13 protein-coding genes are annotated in these 20,544 nt (G+C 63.4%); 8 read left to right on the forward strand and 5 right to left on the reverse strand.

Features of this window, described 5'->3' with window-relative positions; genetic code table 11:
• Positions 1-66 precede the first annotated feature (66 nt).
• From QCBJ_RS17145 to hflK (QCBJ_RS17160), 4 genes are read right to left on the reverse strand one after another with little or no spacing between them, the layout of a single operon-like run.
• Entirely contained in the window at positions 67-1,953 is a 1,887-nt protein-coding gene (locus QCBJ_RS17145) for a cation-translocating P-type ATPase (protein ID WP_102061232.1), read from the reverse strand.
• Complete coding sequence (gene hflK, locus QCBJ_RS17150) at positions 1,950-2,984, reverse strand: protease modulator HflK (RefSeq protein WP_015886629.1); 1,035 nt, start codon at positions 2,982-2,984, stop codon at positions 1,950-1,952. The genes QCBJ_RS17145 and hflK (QCBJ_RS17150) overlap by 4 nt, the downstream gene beginning before the upstream one ends.
• A complete protein-coding gene (gene hflC, locus QCBJ_RS17155; protein ID WP_046035812.1) occupies positions 2,981-3,964 on the reverse strand; it encodes a protease modulator HflC in 984 nt (327 codons plus the stop codon). Before hflC ends, hflK (QCBJ_RS17150) begins: the two co-directional genes overlap by 4 nt.
• A gap of 12 nt (positions 3,965-3,976) precedes the next feature.
• On the reverse strand, positions 3,977-5,881 hold the full coding sequence (hflK, locus tag QCBJ_RS17160; protein WP_102061233.1) for a protease modulator HflK: 1,905 nt from the start codon (positions 5,879-5,881) through the stop codon (positions 3,977-3,979).
• A 318-nt stretch (positions 5,882-6,199) separates the two neighbouring features.
• Between hflK (QCBJ_RS17160) and QCBJ_RS17165 the strand changes: the two genes are divergently transcribed.
• The 8 genes from QCBJ_RS17165 to pbpC all read left to right on the forward strand — a co-directional run bounded on the left by QCBJ_RS17165 (position 6,200) and on the right by pbpC (position 20,163).
• Complete coding sequence (locus tag QCBJ_RS17165; RefSeq protein WP_102061234.1) at positions 6,200-6,823, forward strand: CDP-alcohol phosphatidyltransferase family protein; 624 nt, start codon at positions 6,200-6,202, stop codon at positions 6,821-6,823.
• Positions 6,824-6,833: 10 nt separating this feature from the next.
• Positions 6,834-8,588, forward strand: a complete 1,755-nt coding sequence (locus tag QCBJ_RS17170; protein ID WP_102061235.1) for a bifunctional alpha/beta hydrolase/class I SAM-dependent methyltransferase — start codon at positions 6,834-6,836, stop codon at positions 8,586-8,588.
• A gap of 2 nt (positions 8,589-8,590) precedes the next feature.
• Complete coding sequence (locus QCBJ_RS17175) at positions 8,591-9,889, forward strand: phosphatase PAP2/dual specificity phosphatase family protein (RefSeq protein WP_102061236.1); 1,299 nt, start codon at positions 8,591-8,593, stop codon at positions 9,887-9,889.
• Positions 9,879-10,322, forward strand: a complete 444-nt coding sequence (locus QCBJ_RS17180) for a hypothetical protein (protein ID WP_046035817.1) — start codon at positions 9,879-9,881, stop codon at positions 10,320-10,322. Before QCBJ_RS17175 ends, QCBJ_RS17180 begins: the two co-directional genes overlap by 11 nt.
• A gap of 9 nt (positions 10,323-10,331) precedes the next feature.
• Positions 10,332-10,952, forward strand: a complete 621-nt coding sequence (locus tag QCBJ_RS17185; RefSeq protein ID WP_046035818.1) for a 1-acyl-sn-glycerol-3-phosphate acyltransferase — start codon at positions 10,332-10,334, stop codon at positions 10,950-10,952.
• Position 10,953: 1 nt separating this feature from the next.
• Positions 10,954-11,886: a phosphatidate cytidylyltransferase gene (locus QCBJ_RS17190; protein ID WP_015886637.1), complete on the forward strand. Its 933-nt coding sequence runs from the start codon at positions 10,954-10,956 to the stop codon at positions 11,884-11,886.
• 191 nt (positions 11,887-12,077) lie between these two features.
• Positions 12,078-17,882: an MG2 domain-containing protein gene (locus tag QCBJ_RS17195; protein WP_102061270.1), complete on the forward strand. Its 5,805-nt coding sequence runs from the start codon at positions 12,078-12,080 to the stop codon at positions 17,880-17,882.
• Positions 17,863-20,163 (forward strand): penicillin-binding protein 1C, encoded by a 2,301-nt coding sequence (gene pbpC, locus QCBJ_RS17200; RefSeq protein ID WP_102061237.1) that lies wholly within the window; start codon positions 17,863-17,865, stop codon positions 20,161-20,163. Before QCBJ_RS17195 ends, pbpC begins: the two co-directional genes overlap by 20 nt.
• Here the strand turns inward: pbpC and QCBJ_RS17205 are convergent.
• On the reverse strand, positions 20,160-20,537 hold the full coding sequence (locus QCBJ_RS17205; protein ID WP_102061238.1) for a hypothetical protein: 378 nt from the start codon (positions 20,535-20,537) through the stop codon (positions 20,160-20,162). The genes pbpC and QCBJ_RS17205 overlap by 4 nt on opposite strands.
• Positions 20,538-20,544 lie beyond the last annotated feature (7 nt).

Here is a 20,544-nt window from a genome sequence, read left to right on the forward strand (position 1 = left end):
TCTCGACACACCACTAGAGTGAGGTCCCCCAACGGCGTTACAGCGTTCCCCAAAAATTTCTGAACATTAATCTTCTAGCTTTAACAGTGGCTCCTGAAAGCGCAGCAAACGCCCGGCATTCCCCAGTACCAGCAAGGTGCTGAGGTTGTGCAGCACCGCCGCGATCATGGCGCCGGCCGCACCCAACCAGCCAAACGCGGCAAACACGACAATTGCCAAGGTCCAGCCCAGGCCGATGATCACGTTGACCTGCAACGTCTGCCGACACTGACGGCTCAAGCGCACACAGGTACCCAGGCGCCGCAGGTCGCTGCCGATCAACACCACATCCGCCGACGCCAAGGCAATATCCGCCCCGCCCGCGCCCATGGCCACACCAACCACGCCAGCCTTGAGCGCGAGCGAATCGTTGATGCCATCCCCTACCACCATCGGCCGGAAGCCGCTGCCGATCTCGCCCAGCACGCGGTTGAGCTTGTCTTCCGGCAAGGCCTGGGCTTCGACATCGCTGATGCCCACCTCCAGCGCCAGGCTGTCAGCCACGCTCTGGCGGTCGCCGGTGAGCAACAGTTGGCGGCCGAGGCCAAGGTCACGCAGCTCTTGCAGCGCTTGGCGCGCTTCCGGCTTGACGCTATCGGCCAGCAACAGCCAAGCGAGAAACACCCCGTTCAGCGCCAACCCGGCGATGGGGCCATCGTGATTAGGGACAGCGGTGGTGAGGATACCCAGTTGCTCGAACAACTCCGGCCGACCCAAGGCTGCTTCACCCTGCTCGGTCTGCGCCACGACGCCCAGGCCCTGGCGCTCGCGAATATCCGTCAACGCCAGCATCTGTTCCTGCGTCGCCAGCCCCGCCAACGCCCGGCTGACCGGGTGGCTGCTGGCCGAGCCCAAGCTGGCCGCCAGGTTCAGCAACACCTGCCGGTCCGGCGCCGTGGTGTCGATGGCGTGCAGGCGCAAGGTGCCGAAGGTCAGGGTGCCCGTCTTGTCGACCACCAACGAGGTCAGGTCCGCCAGCTCTTCGAGGAACGCCGAGCTGCGAATCAGGATGCCATGCCGCGCCGCCACGGCGATCCCGGCAATCGCCGTGGCCGGCGCCGACAGCACCAACGCACACGGACACGCCGCCACCAGCACCGCGAGCATCGCCTGGGCGTCGTTGGTCACAAACCAGGTGACCGCCGCCAGCAGCAACACCAGCACCATATAGCTGCCGGCATACCGCTCCAGCAGCCGCGTGATCGGCGGCTTGGAGCGCTCGGCGTTCTGCATCAGCGCGATGACTTTGCCCAGGGTCGACTCATTGCCGGTGCGGGTCACCTCAAGACGCAGCAGGCCGTCGAGGTTGATCGCCCCGCCAAACACCTGCACGCCCACACTCGCTTCCAGCGGCACCGACTCGCCGGTGATCGGCGCGGTGTCCAGGCTCGCCTGCCCCGATAGCACCACACCGTCGGCGGGCACGCGGTCACCGGCGCGCACTTCGACGATATCGCCAGTATTCAGCGTGCTGTTATCCACTTCGATAATGCTGCCGTCAGCCTGCACCAGCCGCGCATGGCTGCGGGTCAGTTTGCCCAGGGCATGGATCGCCTCCTGGGAACCGATCACGCTGCGCTCTTCCAGCACATGGCCAAAGATCATGATGATCGGCAGCAGCGCGGCGGTCAGCAGATCACCCGTGGCCCAGGCGCCGAGCATGGCCAGGGCGATCAGTTGGTCAGTGATCCCGTGCAGGCTGGGGAACCGCAGGCTGTACCAGGCCGAACGCATCACCGGCACGGCCACCAAGAGCGACGCGACGCCCAGCAGCAATTGGCTCACGCCGGTCTGGTCAGGCGCCAGCCAGCGCCATATCAGGCCCAACACCAGCAAGCCCAAGGCGAGCATGGCCAGGGTCAATTGCCGGGCAGCGCTGCGCTGCTCGGCGGAGGTCAGCATAGGTGCGCTCATTGTTCGGCTCCCTGGATGATCAAGCGGGAGTCGTCTTTAGGATCGACCGTGGTCACGGAGCCGGCCTGGCCGAGAATCTTCGGCAGGCGCTCGCGGTACAGGCGCAACATCAGGCCCGGGTCTTTTACCTGGGCCAGGCTGGCGACCGTGGCGGTTTGCGCCTGGGCATTGGCCAGGCGTTCGCTGGCCTGGGCGTGGGCGACTTGCACCAGGCGATCGGCCTGCTGAGTGGCGGTCTGGGTGAGTTTTTCCGCGTCGTTACGGGCATTGGCCACGGCTTTATCGGCCTGCTGGCTGGCGGTCAACACCGCATTGAACGCGTTCACCGCCGGGCCTGGCAGGCTAGATTGCACATCCACGCGGGTGACCTGGATACCCAATCCCAACCCGGTGGACGTCAACTCCGCCAAGCGTTTATTGATGCCTTGCACCAAGTCGCCGCGCAGCCGTTCGCGGCGTTCAGCAGCGCCGTTATCAGTACCGATCAATTCCGGCCTTGCCACCAAAATCGTGTCCAGGTCCCGCGCCGCCGTGAGGGCAACCGCGCTGCGGGTCACGAGTCGATCCAAGGCAGGCAACACATGCTCGCCCTGCAGCACAAACGCATAAGGTTCGGTGACTTTGTAAAACACCCGCACATCCAGCTGCACCACGCCGGCATCGCCGGTCAGCAGGTAACCGGAACCGGCCAGTGCATCACTCAACGGCGTGGCAAACGTGGCCACGCGGTCGGCCTGGACCGCCGCGTCAGAACGCAGCAGGTTCTGCACCCTGCGCTCGATCACGCGGTCAGCGGCCGGCAACAGCACCACCTGCTCGAACGGCTGCGGCCAGGCCAGCAACAGCCCGGCATTCTGGATACGGTCGAGGGCGCCGAAATGCAGGACCACCGCACGGTTCTGCGGGTCGATCTGGCGCACATTGGAAAATGCCCAGGCCAACGCGGCCAGCACGGTCACCGCGTATAACGCCAGGAATGTCAGGCGTCCGGCCTGGATCCATGGGCTGTCCGGGCTGTCACGCTCGGTCATGGCTGGACATCCTTCGGCCCGTCCACCAAGGCGCGGAATGGCGCAGCGTCGGTGCGCAGGATGATCTTGGTGCCCGGCGTGACCACGGTGCCCAGGGTATCCAGGGAGCGCAGCAGGTTATACAGCTGCGGGTTGCCGGCGTAGGCACGGCCATAGATCTGCGCGGCCTCGACCCGCGATTGCGCTTCGATATCGGCGGCTTTCACCGTGGCATCCGCCTGCACGATGCGTGCATCGCGCTCGGCAGCGGAGCGGATCTGCGCCGCCTCACGCTTGCCCACGGCGGTGCGCTCGGTGGCGATGGTTTCCCGCTCGGCGCGCATGCGGTCGACGGTGGCGGTGAGGGTCACCGACGGCAAGGTCAGCCGTTCGATACCGATTTGGGCCACGCGCACGCCGTAGGTCGTGAGCAATTGTTGATCAATCTGCTGGCGCAACTGCGCTTCGAAATCAGCGATGCGCACTTGGCTGGCATCGGTGTTGATCAGGCTCGACAGGTCGAAGCTGGCCGCCGTGGTTTCCAGCGCCGAACCCACGAAGGTACGAATCTGCCGCGCCGCTTCGTCCGGCTGGTTCTGCACGGCGCGCATGAAGCGCTGCACATTGTCCGCATCGCCTTGTACCTGCCACGCCACGTACGCCTGCACGATGATGCGCAGGCCATCACGGGTGCCCACATCCTGCAAACCGCTGGAAGTGGTGCGCAGGCGCAGATCCACCGGGATCGCCGCCTCGAACGGCGCCGGCCAACGCCAGCCCAGGCCCGGTTCCAGCAGCACCCGCGAGGGGTTGCCGAAGCGGGTAATCACCGTGGCCTCGCCGGACCGCACTTGCACCAGGCTGGCGGCGGCGACCGCAAACAGCACCAGCAACAGCGCCCAGGCCATGCGGCGCCACGGGAATGGGCCGGCGGCTTGTTCGTCACCGTGATGATGGTGGTGGCCATGGTGATGACCGTGATCATGAGAATGAGCGCTCAACAGACCGACTCCTTATTGAACGGCTTTACGCGGCACCGAGGGATCGGCCGGCAAGGTAAAAGAACGCAGATCGATCGTCGGCGCGCTATCGGCGCCCAGGCGATGATCCAGAATGAGCAGCTTGGCGTGGGCCAGGCCTTGGCTGAGTTGGCCGAGGTATTGCTCCAGCACGAACGCCTGCCCGGCCGTGGCGTAGGCCTTTTGTTCGGCGGCGAAACGCAGGTCGGCGGCTTGGGCACCGGCATTCACTTCCCGCGCGGTGGCCTGGGCCTGATCACGCGCGGTGCTGGCTTGCAGCAGCGCCTGGTTGGTTTGCTCACTGGCTGCACCGCGCTCGCGGGAGATCAGGGCCTGGGCGCCGATCTGCGCGGCTTGCACGCCGTGATAAGCATTGGCGGCACCGGCCGGTGGGTGGATCGCCTCGACCACGGTCGCGAGGATTTCCACGCCGCTGTCGAGTGTTTGCAGGTCCGCCTGCACGGCGCGGCCGATCTCGTCGGCCAGGCGGGTGCGTTGTTCGCCGAGCAACTCATCAAGGGTGCGCGAGGCAAAGTCGTGCACCAGGATGCGACTGGCGGTGCTGCGGATCAGGGTCGGCACATCCGCGCTGTTGTAGGTGGCGGCCAGCGCGGCCTGATCGGTGAGGCCGATGCGGTAGACGAAGCGCACATCCATATTGACGATCTGGAAGCTCTGCTTGTCGCCGCTGCTGCTGGCGATCACTTGGGATTTGTCATTCACATGGCTGGCGTCCCACAACCGGTTGGCAATCAACGGCGGCGGGCCTTCGGCGGGGGCGAGTTCCGGGGCGGCGGCGTCGCTGACACTGGTGGCCAACTCATGCACCACGCCGTTTTCCACGCTGATGACACGCCCCAACGGCCACGGTAAGCCCGCATGCAGACCGGGGCCGAACACCTCGACGGGTTTACCGAAGCGCTCATAAATCCCACGGCCTTGCAGGGGCACTTCGTGCACACCGGTGAGCGCCCAGCCTACCGCGAGAACCACCAGCAACACCGGCAGAAACGCCCGGCGCATGTAGGTAAACGCCCAGATCTGGCGCAGGTCGATGCCGAAGCGGTTGTGCAATTCATGCTGCAACGCGAGCAAAGGTTGCGGCGGCCAACGCAGCAGTCCGGCGATAAAACTTTGCGCCATCAGGCGGGGCTCGAGCCGTGGCTGGCGCGGGCTGAACAGCGACAGCACGGCCCTTAATAGAAACTCCAGCGCGACCAATGCCGGCAGCAGGCCGATCAGTGCCGCCAGGCGCAACGGCCACACCGACGCCGCACCCGCAAACAGCAGGCACACCGCACTGACCACCAGGCAGATGATCGCCACCCGGCTCAACTGCGCCAGTTGCGAGGCTTCCGGCCATTGCGCGGCGGTTTCCTGAGCGAGGCGACGCTCGAACACCAACAGGCCAAACGCCAAGGCCAGCGCCAGCGCGGCACCGATGCTTGCCGATTGACCGATCGGTGCGGCGGGTAACGCCAGGTTCCAGAATTCGATAATGCTGACCAGCGCCAACAGCGACCAACCGCCAAGCCACAACACCGGCGCGCCGATCTGTTGGCCAAAACGCTCAACCAGGCGTGCGTAGCGGCCCGTGTCTTCGACCTGCACTTCAACCGCCGGTGCCTCCAACGCCTGGGCGCGCCAATCGTCCACCCACCACGCCGATTGCAACCCGGCCACCAGCAGCAGCAAAGCCGACGCACAGTTGATCAGTACCACCGGCCAGATCGACAGCGGCGCAAACAGCGCGACAAACAGCGCCAACACCCAACCGGCAACGCCCAGCACCGTCAGGCTGATACCGGCCTGGCGCAATCGACGGGCATGGAACAGCCCCTGTTGAAAACGCGGAAGGCCTTCCACCGAAGCGCCGTCAGCTTCCAGATCCACTTGCATCCACTCAACGCCTGCTTGTACATAATTCGTTACGATATAACACGATGCGTGAAATTTTTGTTCGAAAAACATCGCTTTAAGCGGCACACCGTTACCCTGTGGGAGGGGGCTTGCCCCCGATAGCAGTGTGTCAGCCAACACCGGTTTCAACTGGCCCATCGCCATCGGGGGCAAGCCCCTCCCACATTTGATCTACCGCACCGTCAAGATCGTGACTAAACCCCCATAAACACGCGCCATCACTGGTGCAAGCCACATTTAATCGGCACACTCCAAAACAGTTTTTCGCGGGCCCACGGACAAGGAAGCGTCACCCCCATGATTTCGATCTATCAGCTCAAGCCGCGCTTTCAAAACCTGCTGCGTCCTCTTGTGCAGCGCCTCTACGACAACGGCACCACCGCCAACCAGATCACCGTGCTGGCCGGCGTGGTTTCCCTGCTGGTCGGCCTGTTGATCGCCAGCTTCGCCGAACACCTCTGGCTGTTTGCGCTGATTCCGCTGTGGATGATCCTGCGCATGGCCCTCAACGCCATCGACGGCATGCTCGCCCGCGAATTCGGCCAGCAGTCACGCCTGGGTGCCTACCTCAATGAACTCTGCGATGTGATCGCCGACAGCGCGCTGATCCTGCCGTTTGCGCTGATCCCCGGTGTGAGCCTGGCGCCCGTGCTGCTGGTGGCGTTGCTGGCGGTGTTCAGTGAATACGCCGGGGTGCTGGGACCGATGGTGGGTGCATCGCGCCGCTACGACGGGCCGATGGGCAAAAGTGATCGCGCCTTCGTACTCGGCGTACTGGCCACCGGCGTGGCGCTGGGCTGGCTGGGCGCCGGTTGGGTCGACGGGGTGATGTGGCTGGTCGCCGCCCTGCTCGCCTACACCCTGTTCAATCGGGTGCGCCAAGGCCTCAACGAACAACAAGATACTTCCCCTTCTGCATAAGGATTTTGCGATGCGCGAACAGCAAGAGCACACCTTCAGTACCCATGATGGCGTCGAGCTTTTCTACCGGCACTGGCCGGCTGCCGCTCCAGCAGACGGCGAGCCACGCAAGGCGATTGTGTTGTTCCATCGCGGCCATGAGCATTCGGGGCGTATCGCCCATCTGGTCGATGAACTGAACCTGCCGCAGTTCGACTTTTTCGCCTGGGACGCCCGTGGTCACGGCCAGTCCCCCGGCGAGCGTGGTGACAGCCCCAGCTTCGCCACCAGCGCCCGTGATGTGCAGACCTTTTGCGACCACATCGGCACCACCTATGGCATCGAGGAAGAGCACTTAGCTGTCATCGCCCAAAGCGTCGGTGCGGTGATTGCTGCGACCTGGGTGCACGATTACGCGCCGAAAATCCGCGCGTTGGTGCTTGCCTCCCCCGCCTTCAAGGTCAAGCTGTACGTGCCGTTCGCGCGGCCGGGCCTGGCGCTGATGCGCAAGTTTCGCGGCAACTTTTTCGTCAACAGCTACGTCAAGGCCAAGTTCCTCAGCCATGACCCGGAACGCGTAGCCTCCTACGACAGTGACCCGCTGATCACCAAGGCGATCTCGGTGAATGTGCTGCTTGGCCTGTACGAAGCGGCTGACCGGGTAGTAGCCGATGCCCAGGCGATCCAGGTGCCGACTCAACTGCTGGTTTCGGGCTCGGACTTTGTGGTGCATCGCAAACCCCAACAGCAATTTTTCGACCGCCTTGGCAGCCTGAAAAAAGAGCTGCATATCCTCCCCGGTTTCTTTCACGACACCCTCGGCGAACGCGACCGCGCCACCGCCGTGAACAGCGCCCGGCGCTTTATCCTGCAGAATTTCGAACACCCGCTGGACCGCGCCTCGCTGTTGGATGCGGACAAACTGGGCGCCACCTGCGCCGAATCCGAAGCCCTCGCCGCGCCACTGCCGCGCAATTCCCTGCGCGACCTGTACTGGCGCCTGACCCGCGCCAGCATGGGCCTGGGCAAGAACCTGTCGGACGGGGTGAAGCTGGGCTTCGATACCGGTTTCGACTCCGGCAGCACCCTGGACTACGTGTACCGCAACACCCCCACCGGCAAGGGCGGGCTGGGGCGGATGATCGACACCAACTACCTCAACTCCATCGGCTGGCGCGGCATCCGCCAACGCAAGCTGAACGTCGAGGAACTGCTGCGCCTGGCCATGGCCACATTGCGGGATGAACAGCGTGAAGTGCGCATCGTCGACATCGCTGCCGGCCACGGTCGCTACATTCTTGAAGCCTTGCAGGGCGTGTCACCGCTGCCGGAATCGATCCTGCTACGCGACTACAGCGACATCAACGTGCGCGACGGTGGTGCACTGATCCGTGAGAAAGGCCTTGGGGATATCGCGCAGTTCGTCAAAGGTGATGCGTTCGACCGCCTGGATCTGGCGGCGCTGGACCCAAAACCGACGCTGGCGGTGGTGTCCGGGTTGTATGAATTGTTCGCCGATAACGCCATGGTCGGCGGCTCATTGGCCGGACTGGCCGAAGCCGTGGAGCCGGGTGGCTACCTCGTCTACACCGGCCAACCGTGGCACCCGCAGTTGGAACTGATCGCCCGGGCGCTGACCAGCCATCGCCAGGGCCAGGCCTGGGTGATGCGCCGGCGCAGCCAGGCGGAAATGGACCAACTGGTGGAAGCCGCCGGTTTCCGCAAGATCACCCAGCGTGTGGATGAGTGGGGCATTTTCACCGTGTCCCTGGCACAGAAGATCTGAACATGCGCGAACCCGGCTTGTTGAAACCAGCGGTCCTCTGGCTGCTGCTGTTGGCGCCGCTGTTTTTCAGCACTTACGGCTTTGCCACGTGGGTGACCAGCCAGCGCAGCGACGTCGGCACGCTGGTGTTCGGCTGGGAAACCCATATGCCGTTCTGGGCATGGACCATCGTGCCCTACTGGTCCATCGACCTGCTCTACGGGTTTTCCCTGCTACTGCCCAATAGTCGGCATGAGTTGAGACAGCATGCGCTGCGGCTGCTGTCAGCCCAGGTCATTGCGGTCAGCTGCTTCCTGATCTGGCCGTTGCGCTTCACCTTCGAACGGCCGGAACTGGACGGCGTATTCGGCTGGCTGTTCGCCGTGCTGGCGGGCTTCGATAAACCGTTCAACCAGGCGCCATCGCTGCATATCGCGCTGCTGGTGATCCTGTGGGTCATGTACCAGCGCCATACCCAAGGCGTGTGGCGTTGGCTGGTGCATGGCTGGTTCGCCTTGATCGGTATTTCGGTGCTGACCACTTATCAACATCACTTTATCGACTTACCCACAGGCGCCCTCGCCGGGTGGATATGTGTGTGGCTGTGGCCGGTGGAGCATCCGAGCCCACTGTTGAACGCGCGGCTGACACGGGACCCCAAGCGCAGGCGGTTGGGCATACGCTACGGGCTGGCTGCTTTGGTACTGGGCATTCTTGCCTTGGTGTTGGGCGGTGGTTGGCTGTGGATACTGTGGCCGGCGGTGTCTCTGGCGTTGATCAAGGCCAATTACGGGGCGCTGGGCGCTTCGGGTTTCCAGAAACGCGCCGATGGCCAACTGACGCCCGCCGCGCGCTGGCTGTATGCGCCGTATCTGGCGGCCGCATGGATCAACTCGCGCCTGTGGACGCGCAAACATCCACAACCCGACCTGATTGTGGATAACGTCTGGCTTGGTCGAATTCCTACGACAAGCGAGCAGTCGCCCTTCAAGGCCATCGTCGATCTCTGTGCTGAATTGCCGATGAATCCACAGGGCCGCGCCTATCAATGCATCCCCGTGCTGGACCTGATCGCCCCCACGCCCGACGAATGCCTGCAAGCTGCGCACGCTATCGAGCGGCTGCGCGCCAATGGGCCCTTGCTGGTGTGCTGCGCCCTCGGCTACTCACGCAGCGCAACGGCCGTCGCCGCCTGGTTACTGCACTCAGGGCGCGCCGCGACGGTAGAGCATGCGCTGACTATCATTCGTACAGCGCGGGCCGATGTGGTCCTGCACCCCGCACACCGTCAAGCGTTGGAGGGTTTGCCCCATGCCGGCTGATATGGAACTCCAGGTGGTCGCCAGCCTATTGCGACGTGGCCGTTCGCTGGATCAGTTATCCACAGGCCTGACCTTGGTCGGCGTGTTGTTCGGCTTGGCGCAACTGCTGATGGCGAGTGTCGCGCCGATCTGCCTGCTGCTGAGCCTGTGGATGATTATCCTCGGGCTGCTGCAAAAGTACTGGGCGCTGCGCGTGGCCTTCGATGCTGACCTGTTCGCCCTGCTGGCCCGTGACATCGAGCGCACCGCAGACCTCGACCAGGCCCTGCAAACCCTCGGCCTGCAGTCGCCCAAGCGTGCCGGCCGGCCTTGGACCGAGCGTCGTCGCGGCGCGCTCAAACTGTTGCGCAAACAAGCCTGGCTACTCGGCGCGCAAGCGCTGCTGACCCTGGGCGTGATCCTCGCCAGCCCTTGGCTGCCTTTCGCCGGATAAGGAACCCCCATGTTCGAACCCGTGGTCGCCACGCTGATTACCTCTATGGCCCGCACCGTCACAGGAGCGCGCAGCCTGTGGCTGGGGTGCGCGCCGGTGCCGGTGCAACGCATCTATTTTGCCAACCACAGCAGCCACGGCGACTTTGTGTTGCTGTGGGCGTCACTGCCGCAGAACCTGCGCAAATTCACGCGCCCGGTGGCCGGCAGCGATTACTGGAATAAAAGCGCCTTGCGCCGCTACATCATCAACCGCGTGTTCAACGGCGTGTTGATCGACCGCGAACGCAAGGACCCTGGGGATAACCCGTTGCAGCCGATGCTTAACGCCCTGGAAAGCGGCGACTCGCTGATCATCTTCCCCGAAGGCACGCGCAATCTCGAAGACGGCCTGCTGCCGTTCAAAAGCGGCTTGTATCACCTGGCCAACAGTTACCCACAGGCCGAATTGATCCCGGTGTGGATCGCCAACCTCAACCGGGTCATGCCCAAGGGCCGCGTGTTGCCGTTACCTCTGCTGTGCACCACCAGCTTCGGCGCGCCGCTGCAATTGGAAGACGGCGAAGACAAAGCCGCCTTCCTCGCCCGCACCCGCGATGCCCTGCTCGCCCTTGCCCCGGAGCATGTCTGACATGGATAGCCAAACCCTGATGTTGTTCGGCGGCATCGGCGCGATCCTGGTGCTCGCCTCGTTGATCGGCCTGATCCTCAAGCTGCGCACCCGTGGCACGCCCAACGCGGTGGTCGAAAACCTCAATGCCCGCATCAACGCCTGGTGGGTGATGGTGGTGGTGATCGGCATCGCCTTCTGGCTCGGCACCGCCGCAGTGATCCTGCTGTTCTACGCGGTGTCGTTCTACGCCCTGCGCGAATTCCTCACCCTCACGCCCACCCGCCGCAGCGACTACCCGGCACTGGTGGCCGCGTTCTACCTGGCCTTGCCGCTGCAATACCTGCTCATCTACGCCGACTGGTACGGGCTGTTCTCGATCTTCATCCCGGTGTACGTGTTCCTGCTGCTGCCAATCCTTGCCTCACTCGGCGGCGACAGCACCCACTTCCTGGAGCGCGCCTCGAAGGTGCAGTGGGGCCTGATGATCGCGGTGTTCTGCGTGTCCTTCGTGCCCGCCCTGCTGACCCTCGACATCCCCGGCTACGAGGGCCGCAACCTGCTGCTGATCGCCTACCTGGTAATCGTGGTGCAACTGTCCGACGTGCTGCAGTACGTGTGCGGCAAGCTGTTCGGCAAACACAAAATCGCACCCAACCTGTCACCCTCGAAGACGGTGGAAGGGTTCGTCGGCGGGATTCTGCTCTCGTCCCTGATCGGCGCGGCACTGTGGTGGACCACACCGTTCAACCCGTGGCAGTCGTTCTTGATTGCGCTGCTGATCAACCTGCTCGGGTTTGCCGGCGGCATCGTGATGTCGGCGATCAAGCGCGATCGCGGCGTCAAAGACTGGGGGCATATGATCGAAGGGCACGGCGGGATGCTGGATCGGCTGGATTCGGTGTGCTTCGCAGCGCCCATCTTCTTCCACCTCGTGCGCTACTGGTGGACCTGAGGTCACCGCTCTAAAGCCAAATAACGATCAACATGTGGGAGGGGGCTTGCCCCCGATGACGGTGTGTCAGACAACATAGTGGTAGCTGACTCGCTCTTACATGCAACACGCCTAGCGGGGCGGCGAATCGCGTCATCTTTTGTATCAAAGACGCGTGTAAGATACGCCGCACTTAGCCAGGGATGCTCACCATGTTCGATTCGTTCAAAGCGATCAGCCGCCGCATTGTCGGTGCGTTATTGACTGTGGTGGGGGCCGTCTTTGGCCAATGGCATCCGCCGGCCTGGCTGCGTGCCATCGGCCGTGGGCTGGCGAACCTGGGCAGCAAAGCCCGCGCTTATCCACGTCAAACCGGTGCCGGTTTATTAGGGCTGGTCTTGCTGGCCGCCGCCGGCTTCTATGGCTGGCACTGGTATTCCAACATGCCGCAGCCGCATACCGCGAGCTATTCGCTGCACAAACCGAACCTCACCGATTACACCCAGCAAACACCGGTTGTGGATAACTTGCAGGTGCGTTTCGGCGAGTCCGTGGCCCCGCTGGCGGCCATCGGCAAGCCGGTCACCGAGGGCATCACCCTCAAACCCGCGGTCGCGGGCACCTGGCGCTGGGCGGATGACCGCAGCCTGTTGTTCGTACCGGAAAAAGACTGGCCCATCGACGCTCATTACACCGTCGACCTGGCAAAGAAAAACCTGCTGGCCGACGGCGTGTTGCTGGACCAATACAGCACGCAGTTTTCCACCCAACCGTTCCGCGCCACCCTGGCGCAAAACGAGCTGTATCAGGACCCGTCCAATCCGACACTGAAACAGCTGGTGGCGACCTTCCATTTTTCCCACCCGGTGGATGAAGACAGCCTACGCAAGCGCGTCACAGTAACCCTCGGCAAAGGCCTGGCCTACCGCGACGCCCAGTTGCCCAACCGCCCGGAAATCACCTTCGACGAGAAAAAACTCAACGCCTACGTACGCTCCGCCGCCCTGGCTACCCCACTGGAAAGCACGCCGGTCAGCGCCAAACTCGACGACGGCATCAAGGCCCGCGACGGCGGCAACGCCAGCGCCGCCCCACTGGTGGCGGAAGTCACCGTGCCCGGTCGCTATCGCCTGACCTTCACCGGGGCCGAAGTCAGCTTTGTCGACAACGCACGTGGCGAGCCGGAGCCGGTCCTGATGTTCAGCAGCTCCAGCGCCGTAGCCGACGAAACCATCGCTGGTAAGGTCCAGGCCTGGTTGCTGCCGGAAAAAGCCCAGGACGACACGCGTCCCTACAACAGCAACGACATAGATGACGCCCTGCTCGCCCGCAGCACCAAGGTCAACCTGACCCACGTGCCCAGCGTCGAACCGCTGAATACCTTGCACGCCTTCAAGTTCAAGGCCCCGGCAGGCCGTGCGGTGTATGTACGCGTGCCCGCCAACCTGGAAGCCATCGGCGGCTATCTGGCGAAGAATCCTACGGCGTCGCTGATCAGCATGCCGGCGTACCCGCGCACCCTTCAGTTCCTGTCTGACGGCGCCTTGCTCAGCCTCAACGGTGAAAAACGCCTGGGCTTTATGGCCCGTGGTGTACCCGGCGCCCATGTAGAAATCGCCCGCTTGCTGCCCAACCAGCTGCAACACCTGGTGGACCAGAGCAGCGGCAGCTTTGCCCGGCCGAATTTCGGCAATGAGTATTTCGATCGCATGGTCGAGCGTCAGTCGTTGGATATCCCGCTGTCATCCAATGACCCGGCGAAAACCGTCTACGACAATGTCGACCTCAGCCGCTACCTCACCGCCAATGGCGGCCGGCGCGGCATTTTCGTGCTCAAGCTCAGCCCGCAGGATGACCCGGCCCCGCGCACGTTCGAGTACGACCGCAGCAGCACCAGCGACCTGCGTTTTATCGTGGTGACGGACTTGGGCATCATCGCCAAGCGTTCCAGCGATGGCAGCCACGATGTGTATGTGCAGTCCATCGGCAATGGTTCGCCAGTCGCCGACGCGCAAGTCGACATCATCGGCCGCAACGGTTTGCCGGTGAGCAGCGGCCACACTGACGGCGAAGGCCACGCGCATTTCGCCAAGCTCGATGAACTGCGCCGTGAGAAAACGCCGCTGATGTATGTGGTCACTCGCGGCAATGACCAGTCGTTCCTGCCGATCGCCCGCCAGTCCCAGCAGTTGGATTTGTCGCGTTTCGACGTAGGCGGTTTGGAAGAGGACGGCGCGATTGATCGCCTCAGCGCCTACCTGTTTACCGACCGTGGCCTGTACCGGCCGGGCGAAACGGCACATCTGGGCATGATCGTGCGCAGCGGCAACTGGAAGGGCGCACTGCAAGGCTTGCCGGTGGAGCTGCAAATCACCGACCCGCGCGGGCTGGAGGTGATTCGCCAGCCGCTGAAGCTGTCCGCCAGCGGTTTTGAGACCTTTGATTTCCCCAGCAGCGAAGTCGCCCCCGCCGGGGAGTACACCGCGACCCTGCAGTTGATTGGCGAAAAGCAAACCCGCACCGACCTGGGCAGCGTCAACTTCAAGGTCCGCGACTTCGAGCCGGACCGCATGAAGGTCAGCCTGAGCCTGCATGACACGCCTGTTCAGGGTTGGATTCCACCGGACCAGGTGGTGGCCAAGGTCACCGCCATGCACCTATTCGGCGCTCCGGCATCAGGGCGTCGTGTCACCGCGAAGATGTCCCTGAGCCCGACGCTCGCAGCGTTTGACCGTTACCCGGATTACCGTTTCCGCCTCAACGATGCCCTGGAAGAGGCCAGCACCGAAGACCTGGCCGAAACCACCGTCGACGACAACGGCCAGGCCGTGCTCGACCTCAACCTGCAACGCTTCGCCAACAGCACCTACCGCCTGCAGGTGATGACCCAGGTGTTCGAGGCCGAAGGCGGCCGTAATGTCGCGGCGCAAAGTGCCTTGCTGGTGTCGTCCGCACCTTATCTGGTCGGTGTGAAAAGTCAGGATTCGCTGTCGTACGTCGCCAAGGATGCGCCGCGCCAGGTGCAATGGCTGGCCGTCGCGCCGGACCTTACGCCGGTGGCGGTGGACGGCCTGACCAGCGAAGTGGTCGAACACCGTTATGTGTCGGTGCTGGTGAAACAGTCCAACGGCACCTACAAGTACGAGTCGCGCATCAAAAACATCAGCCAGCCCGCCTCGCCGCTGGCGATGACGAAAGAAGGCGCCAAGCAGACGTTGAACACGTCAGCGCCGGGCGATTTCACCCTGCAACTGAAAGACGCCAACGGCAACCTGCTCAACCAAATCGACTACAGCGTGGCCGGACGTGGCAACACGTCGCGCTCGCTGGAACGCAATGCCGAACTGCAATTGCGCCTGGATAAACGCAGTTACGCCACCGGTGATGAGATCGCCATCAGCATTCGTGCCCCGTATACCGGTGCCGGCTTGATCACCATCGAACGCGACAAGGTCTACACCCAGCAATGGTTCAAAGCCGACAGCACCAACAGCGTGCAGCACATCCGCGTACCTGCGGGGCTTGAGGGCAATGCCTACGTCAACGTGCAGTTTGTGCGCGATATGGGTTCGGCCGAGGTGTACATGAGCCCGCTGTCATACGGCGTGGTGCCGTTCAGCATCAACCTGGATGCCCGACGCATGGCATTGAAGGTTGAAGGCCCGGCGAAGATTGAGCCGGGGCAGACGCTGGATATCAAGGTCAACGCTGACCGTCCGGGCCGCGCGGTGGTGTACGCGGTAGACGAAGGCATCCTGCAAGTGGCGCGCTACCAGACGCCGGACCCGCTGGGCTTCTTCTTCCAGAAGCGTGCGCTGGAGGTCGGCACCAGTCAGATCCTTGACCTGATCCTGCCGGAATTCAGCCGCCTGCTCAGTGGGGCAGCGCCCGGTGGCGATACGGAAGGCGCCCTGGCCAATCATCTCAACCCGTTCAAGCGTAAACATCAGCCGCCGGTGGCTTGGTGGTCCGGGCTGGTGGACTTACCGGCCGGTGAAACCGTGCTGCATTACCAGGTGCCGGACAGTTTCAACGGCAAGCTGCACCTGTTCGCGGTGGCAGTGGACAGCGACAGTGTCGGCGTCAGCGAAGCCAATACCGAGGTGCGCGGGCCGATCGTGATCACGCCAAACGTGCCGGCCTTTGTGGCGCCGGGGGATGTGTTCAACGTCAGCGCCGGGGTGTTCAGTAACCTCGACGCGGCGGCGGACGTGAAGTTTGAAGTGCAGACCAGCGCTGGCCTGGTTGTGCAGGGCGACAAGGGCAATACCTTGTCGCTGCAACCGCGCAAGGAAGGCACAGCCGAGTTCAAGATCAAGGTCGGCGACACCCTCGGCTCGGCAGACCTGCGTTTTGTCGCAGTGCTGCCGGACGGCAAACGTATCCAGGTGGCGGAAACCACCTCGATCCGCCCTCTGAGCGAACATCGCGTTGCCCTGAGCCTGGGCCGCTTCGACAGCGCCAGCAAGGAGCTCAAACCCACTCGCGAGCTGTTCAGCCAACTGCGCGACGTGCAACTGGGCGTGGCCGCCTCGCCGCTGGTATGGGCCAACGGCCTCAAGCATTACCTGGATGACTACGGCTACGCCTGCACCGAGCAACTGGTGTCCAAAGCCATGCCGGCATTGATCTGGGGCGGCAATGCACCCGAGGCCGAACAAGCCTTCGGCAGCGCGGTACGCATGCTGCGCCAACGCCAGAACCAGGCCGGCGGCTTTGGTTTGTGGGCGGCCAACCCGGACGTGGCACCGTACGCCAGCCTCTACGCCACCGACTTCCTCATCGAAGCCAAGGAACGCGGGTTGCCAGTGCCGGAGGACCTGCTGGTGCGCTCGAATGCGTATCTGACAGACCTGGCCAATGGTCCTAGCGAAGGCCTGTCGGAATTGCGCAACCGTGCCTACGCCAGTTACCTGTTGAGCCGTCAGGGGATTCTGGTAAGTGGTGCGTTGAGCGATATCCGCGAACGCTACGAAAGCTACTTCAAGGACAGCTGGCAGAACGACTTGGGCGCCGCTTACCTGGCGGCCAGTTACAAGCTGCTCAAGCAGGATCGCCAGGCCGATACGCTGTTCCGCAAAATCCCATGGCGTTCGCTTGTGGATAAGTGGGACAGCGATGGCCTGTATTATGACCCGCTGGTGCACGACGCCGAACACCTGCACCTGCTGGCGCGCCACTTCCCTGAGCTGATGGACGATGTGCCCACGGCGTTGCTGGATAAACTCGGCAAGCGCCTCAACGAACAGCGTTACAACTCGCTGTCGGCGGCCCTGTTGCTGCGCGCGCTGGACAACTACGGCCAGCGTGCGCAAAACGAAATGACCCTCAAGGCCACCGCTTGGCTGGGTGACAAGCAACAGCAATTGCTGGAGATGGCCGGTCAGCCGCCGCGCGCCGCCGTGCCGGGCAACACGCAAAAACTGTTGATGGAAAAATCCGACGGTCCGGCTGCGTTCTACATGCTCAGCGAAGCCGGTTTCGACAAGGGCGCCAAGCTCAAGCCGATCAATAACGGGCTGGAAATCATCCACGAATACCTCGACCTCAAGGGCGAGCCGGTGAGCAAGGTCGCCGTGGGTGATGAGTTCCTGGTGCGCCTGCGCCTGCGGGCTACCGACCGCGATCAGGTGCAGCAAGTGGCCGTGGTCGACCTGCTGCCCGGTGGCGTCGAGCCTGTGTATAACTTGCCGCCGGAGCCGGAAGCCGCCAGCAGCGAGGAAAGTGAGGGTGAAGAGTCCGAGTACGTCGAAGAAGACAGCCAGGAAGAACAAAGCTGGCAAGCGCCCATCGGTGAAACCGAACTGAGCAACTGGCAGCCGGAGTATGTGGACGTGCGTGATGATCGGGTGGTGTTGTACGGCACCGCACTGCGTGATGTCGGCACGTTCGTGTACCGCGTGCGCGCCACCAACGCCGGTACCTTCAACACGCCACCGGCCTACGCCGAAGGCATGTACGAAACCACCCTGCAAGGGCGCGGCAAAGTAGGCCAGCTTGAAATTACCAAGCCTTAAACGCCTGACGCCGCCGCTGCTCGCAGCGGTGGTGGTGCTGGCGGGTTTGCGGCTGTGGCCCCATGCCCCGCTCGAGCAGACTGTGACCTCATCGCGGGTGGTACTGGCCGACGACGGTTCGCTGCTGCGCATGACGTTGGCGGATGACGGGCAATACCGCTTATGGCTACCGCTGGAGCGGATCTCTCCTTCACTGGTCGAAGCCTTGTTGCTCAAGGAAGACCGCAATTTCTACTGGCACCCGGGGATCAATCCCCCGGCATTGCTGCGCGCCGCCATGGCCACCTACAGCGGTGGCCAGCGCCAGGGCGGCTCGACCTTGAGCATGCAATTGGCACGGCGCTTGTGGGACCTGAACACACGCCAGGTGCCAGGCAAATTGCAGCAGATGGCGTTGGCGCTGTGGCTGGAAGCACGCTACAGCAAGCACGACATCCTGGAGGCCTACCTGAACCTGGCGCCCATGGGCGGCAATATCGAAGGGGCCGAGGCGGCGAGTCGTATCTATTTCGGCAAGTCGGCGGCGCAGCTGTCGTTGTCCGAGGCGCTGGCGCTGGCGGTGATTCCCCAGCAGCCAGGCCGGCGCGCACGCTTCGGGCCGTCGCTGCAAAACGCCCGCCTGCGCTTGATGAACGACTGGCGCGAGACTTATTCACAAGACCCGCGTAACGACAGTCTGCTGCAATTGCCCCTCGAAGCGCGCAACCGCCAGCAGATCCCGTTCCTGGCACCGCACCTGAGTGAACAGCTGCTGGCCTCCCAGGTCGGTAATGAACTGAACAGCACCCTCAACCTGCCGTTGCAACAATTGCTCGAACGCCTGATCACCGGCTTTATCGCCGAGCGACGCAGTACGGGTGTGGAAAACGCCACGGCGATCCTGATCGACAGCCGCGACCAGAGCGTCAAAGCGCTGGTGGGTTCGGCGGATTACTTATCCACAGGCATCCACGGGCAGGTCAACGGCGTGCTGTCGCGACGCTCGCCCGGTTCCACGCTCAAACCGTTTCTGTATGGGCTTGCGCTCGATCAAGGGGTGATCCACCCCATGAGCATCCTCAAAGACCTGCCGAGTAACTTCGGCTACTTCCAGCCAGAAAACTTCGACGGCAGTTTTGTCGGCCCGCTGACAGCGCGAGATGCCCTGATCCGTAGTCGCAACATCCCGGCAGTGTGGCTGGCCAGCCAAGTCAAGTCGCCGTCCTTGTACGGGCTGCTGCAACGCGCTGGAATCAAAGGCCTGCGCGACGAAAGCCATTACGGCCTGGCCTTGGCCCTGGGTGGCGGTGAGATGACCCCGGAAGAACTGGCGCAGCTGTATGTAATGCTGGCTGGCGATGGGCACCTGCGCCCGTTGCGCTATGTGCAGGAACAGCCCCAGACCACGGGCGCCCCACTGCTCACGCCCCAGGCGGCCTTTATGGTGCGCGACATGCTGCGGCGCAACCCACGCCCGGATGGCCTGCCGGGCCGTCACTGGCGCACCGCGTGGAAAACCGGCACCTCCTGGGGCTTTCACGATGCGTGGAGCGCCGGCCTGGTCGGCCCCTATGTGTTGGTGGTGTGGGTGGGTAACTTCGACGGCCGACCGAACCCGGCGTTTATCGGTGCCAAGACCGCTGCGCCGCTGTTCTTCCGCATCGCCGACGCCCTGCCCCTGGCCTTACCCACGGTGGTGATCAAGCCTGACAAGCCGCCCGCTGGACTGGTGCGCATCGACGTCTGCGCCGCCTCCGGTGAACTGCCCAACCGCTGGTGCCCGCAAACCCGCAAGACCTGGTACATCCCGGGCGTGTCGCCGATTCGCGTGTCCAACCTGCACCGCCCGGTGCTGATCGACACCCGCACCGGCAAGGCCGCATGCCCGCCGTTCGAGGCGCAATACACCCGCGAAGAAGTCTTCGAATTCTGGCCCAGCGACGTGCAACGCCTGTACCGCGCCGCCGGACTGCCAAGGCGCACACCGCCCAACGTGATGAAAAACTGCCAGCCCAACCGCCTCAGTGATTCAAGCGAAGCACCGCAGATCCGTTCGCCGTTGACCCAGGTGAGCTATCAGTTGCGCCTGTCCCAGCCGCAGGAAAGCATCCCGCTGAATGCCAACGCCGCCAGCGATGCGGCGATGCTGTATTGGTTTGCTGATCAAACCTTGATCGGCCAAGGCCCGCCGCAAACCACGCTGAACTGGCGGCCGGGCAAGTCGGGGGAATATAGGTTGCGGGTTACGGATGATCAGGGGCGCAGTGCGGGTCGGGGGTTGAAGGTGGAGTTTGTGCCTTAGGAATAACTCACACGCTCGACAAGCTCGACATAGTTTGACTCTCCGCCTCCCGACGCGCCCGACAACCAGCCCCATACAAAACTCAGGGTAGGCCGCCCGGCTTGATCCAGGCCGACCCTGCCACGTGACCAACCGGACAGCAGCTCACCTTCCAGCGTCAGGCACTGATACAGCAGTTCAATGGTATCCACACCGGTCACTCGCCCCACTTGCGTACCCAGCCGAATCCGCCCGCCCTGGTAAGTGCCGGAAATGGCATCACCTTCAACAAGGTAATGAAACACCGTACCCGCGCCAGATAGTCCTTGGGCGTTGTTGGCGACGGTGAATCGGCGGTTGTTCAGACGTTGGTGGATCAGGGAGGGGGTTTGCATCGAGGTC

The sequence above is a fragment of the Pseudomonas sp. QC2 genome, from assembly GCF_002859085.1.
Taxonomy (GTDB): Bacteria; Pseudomonadota; Gammaproteobacteria; order Pseudomonadales; family Pseudomonadaceae; genus Aquipseudomonas; species Aquipseudomonas petroselini.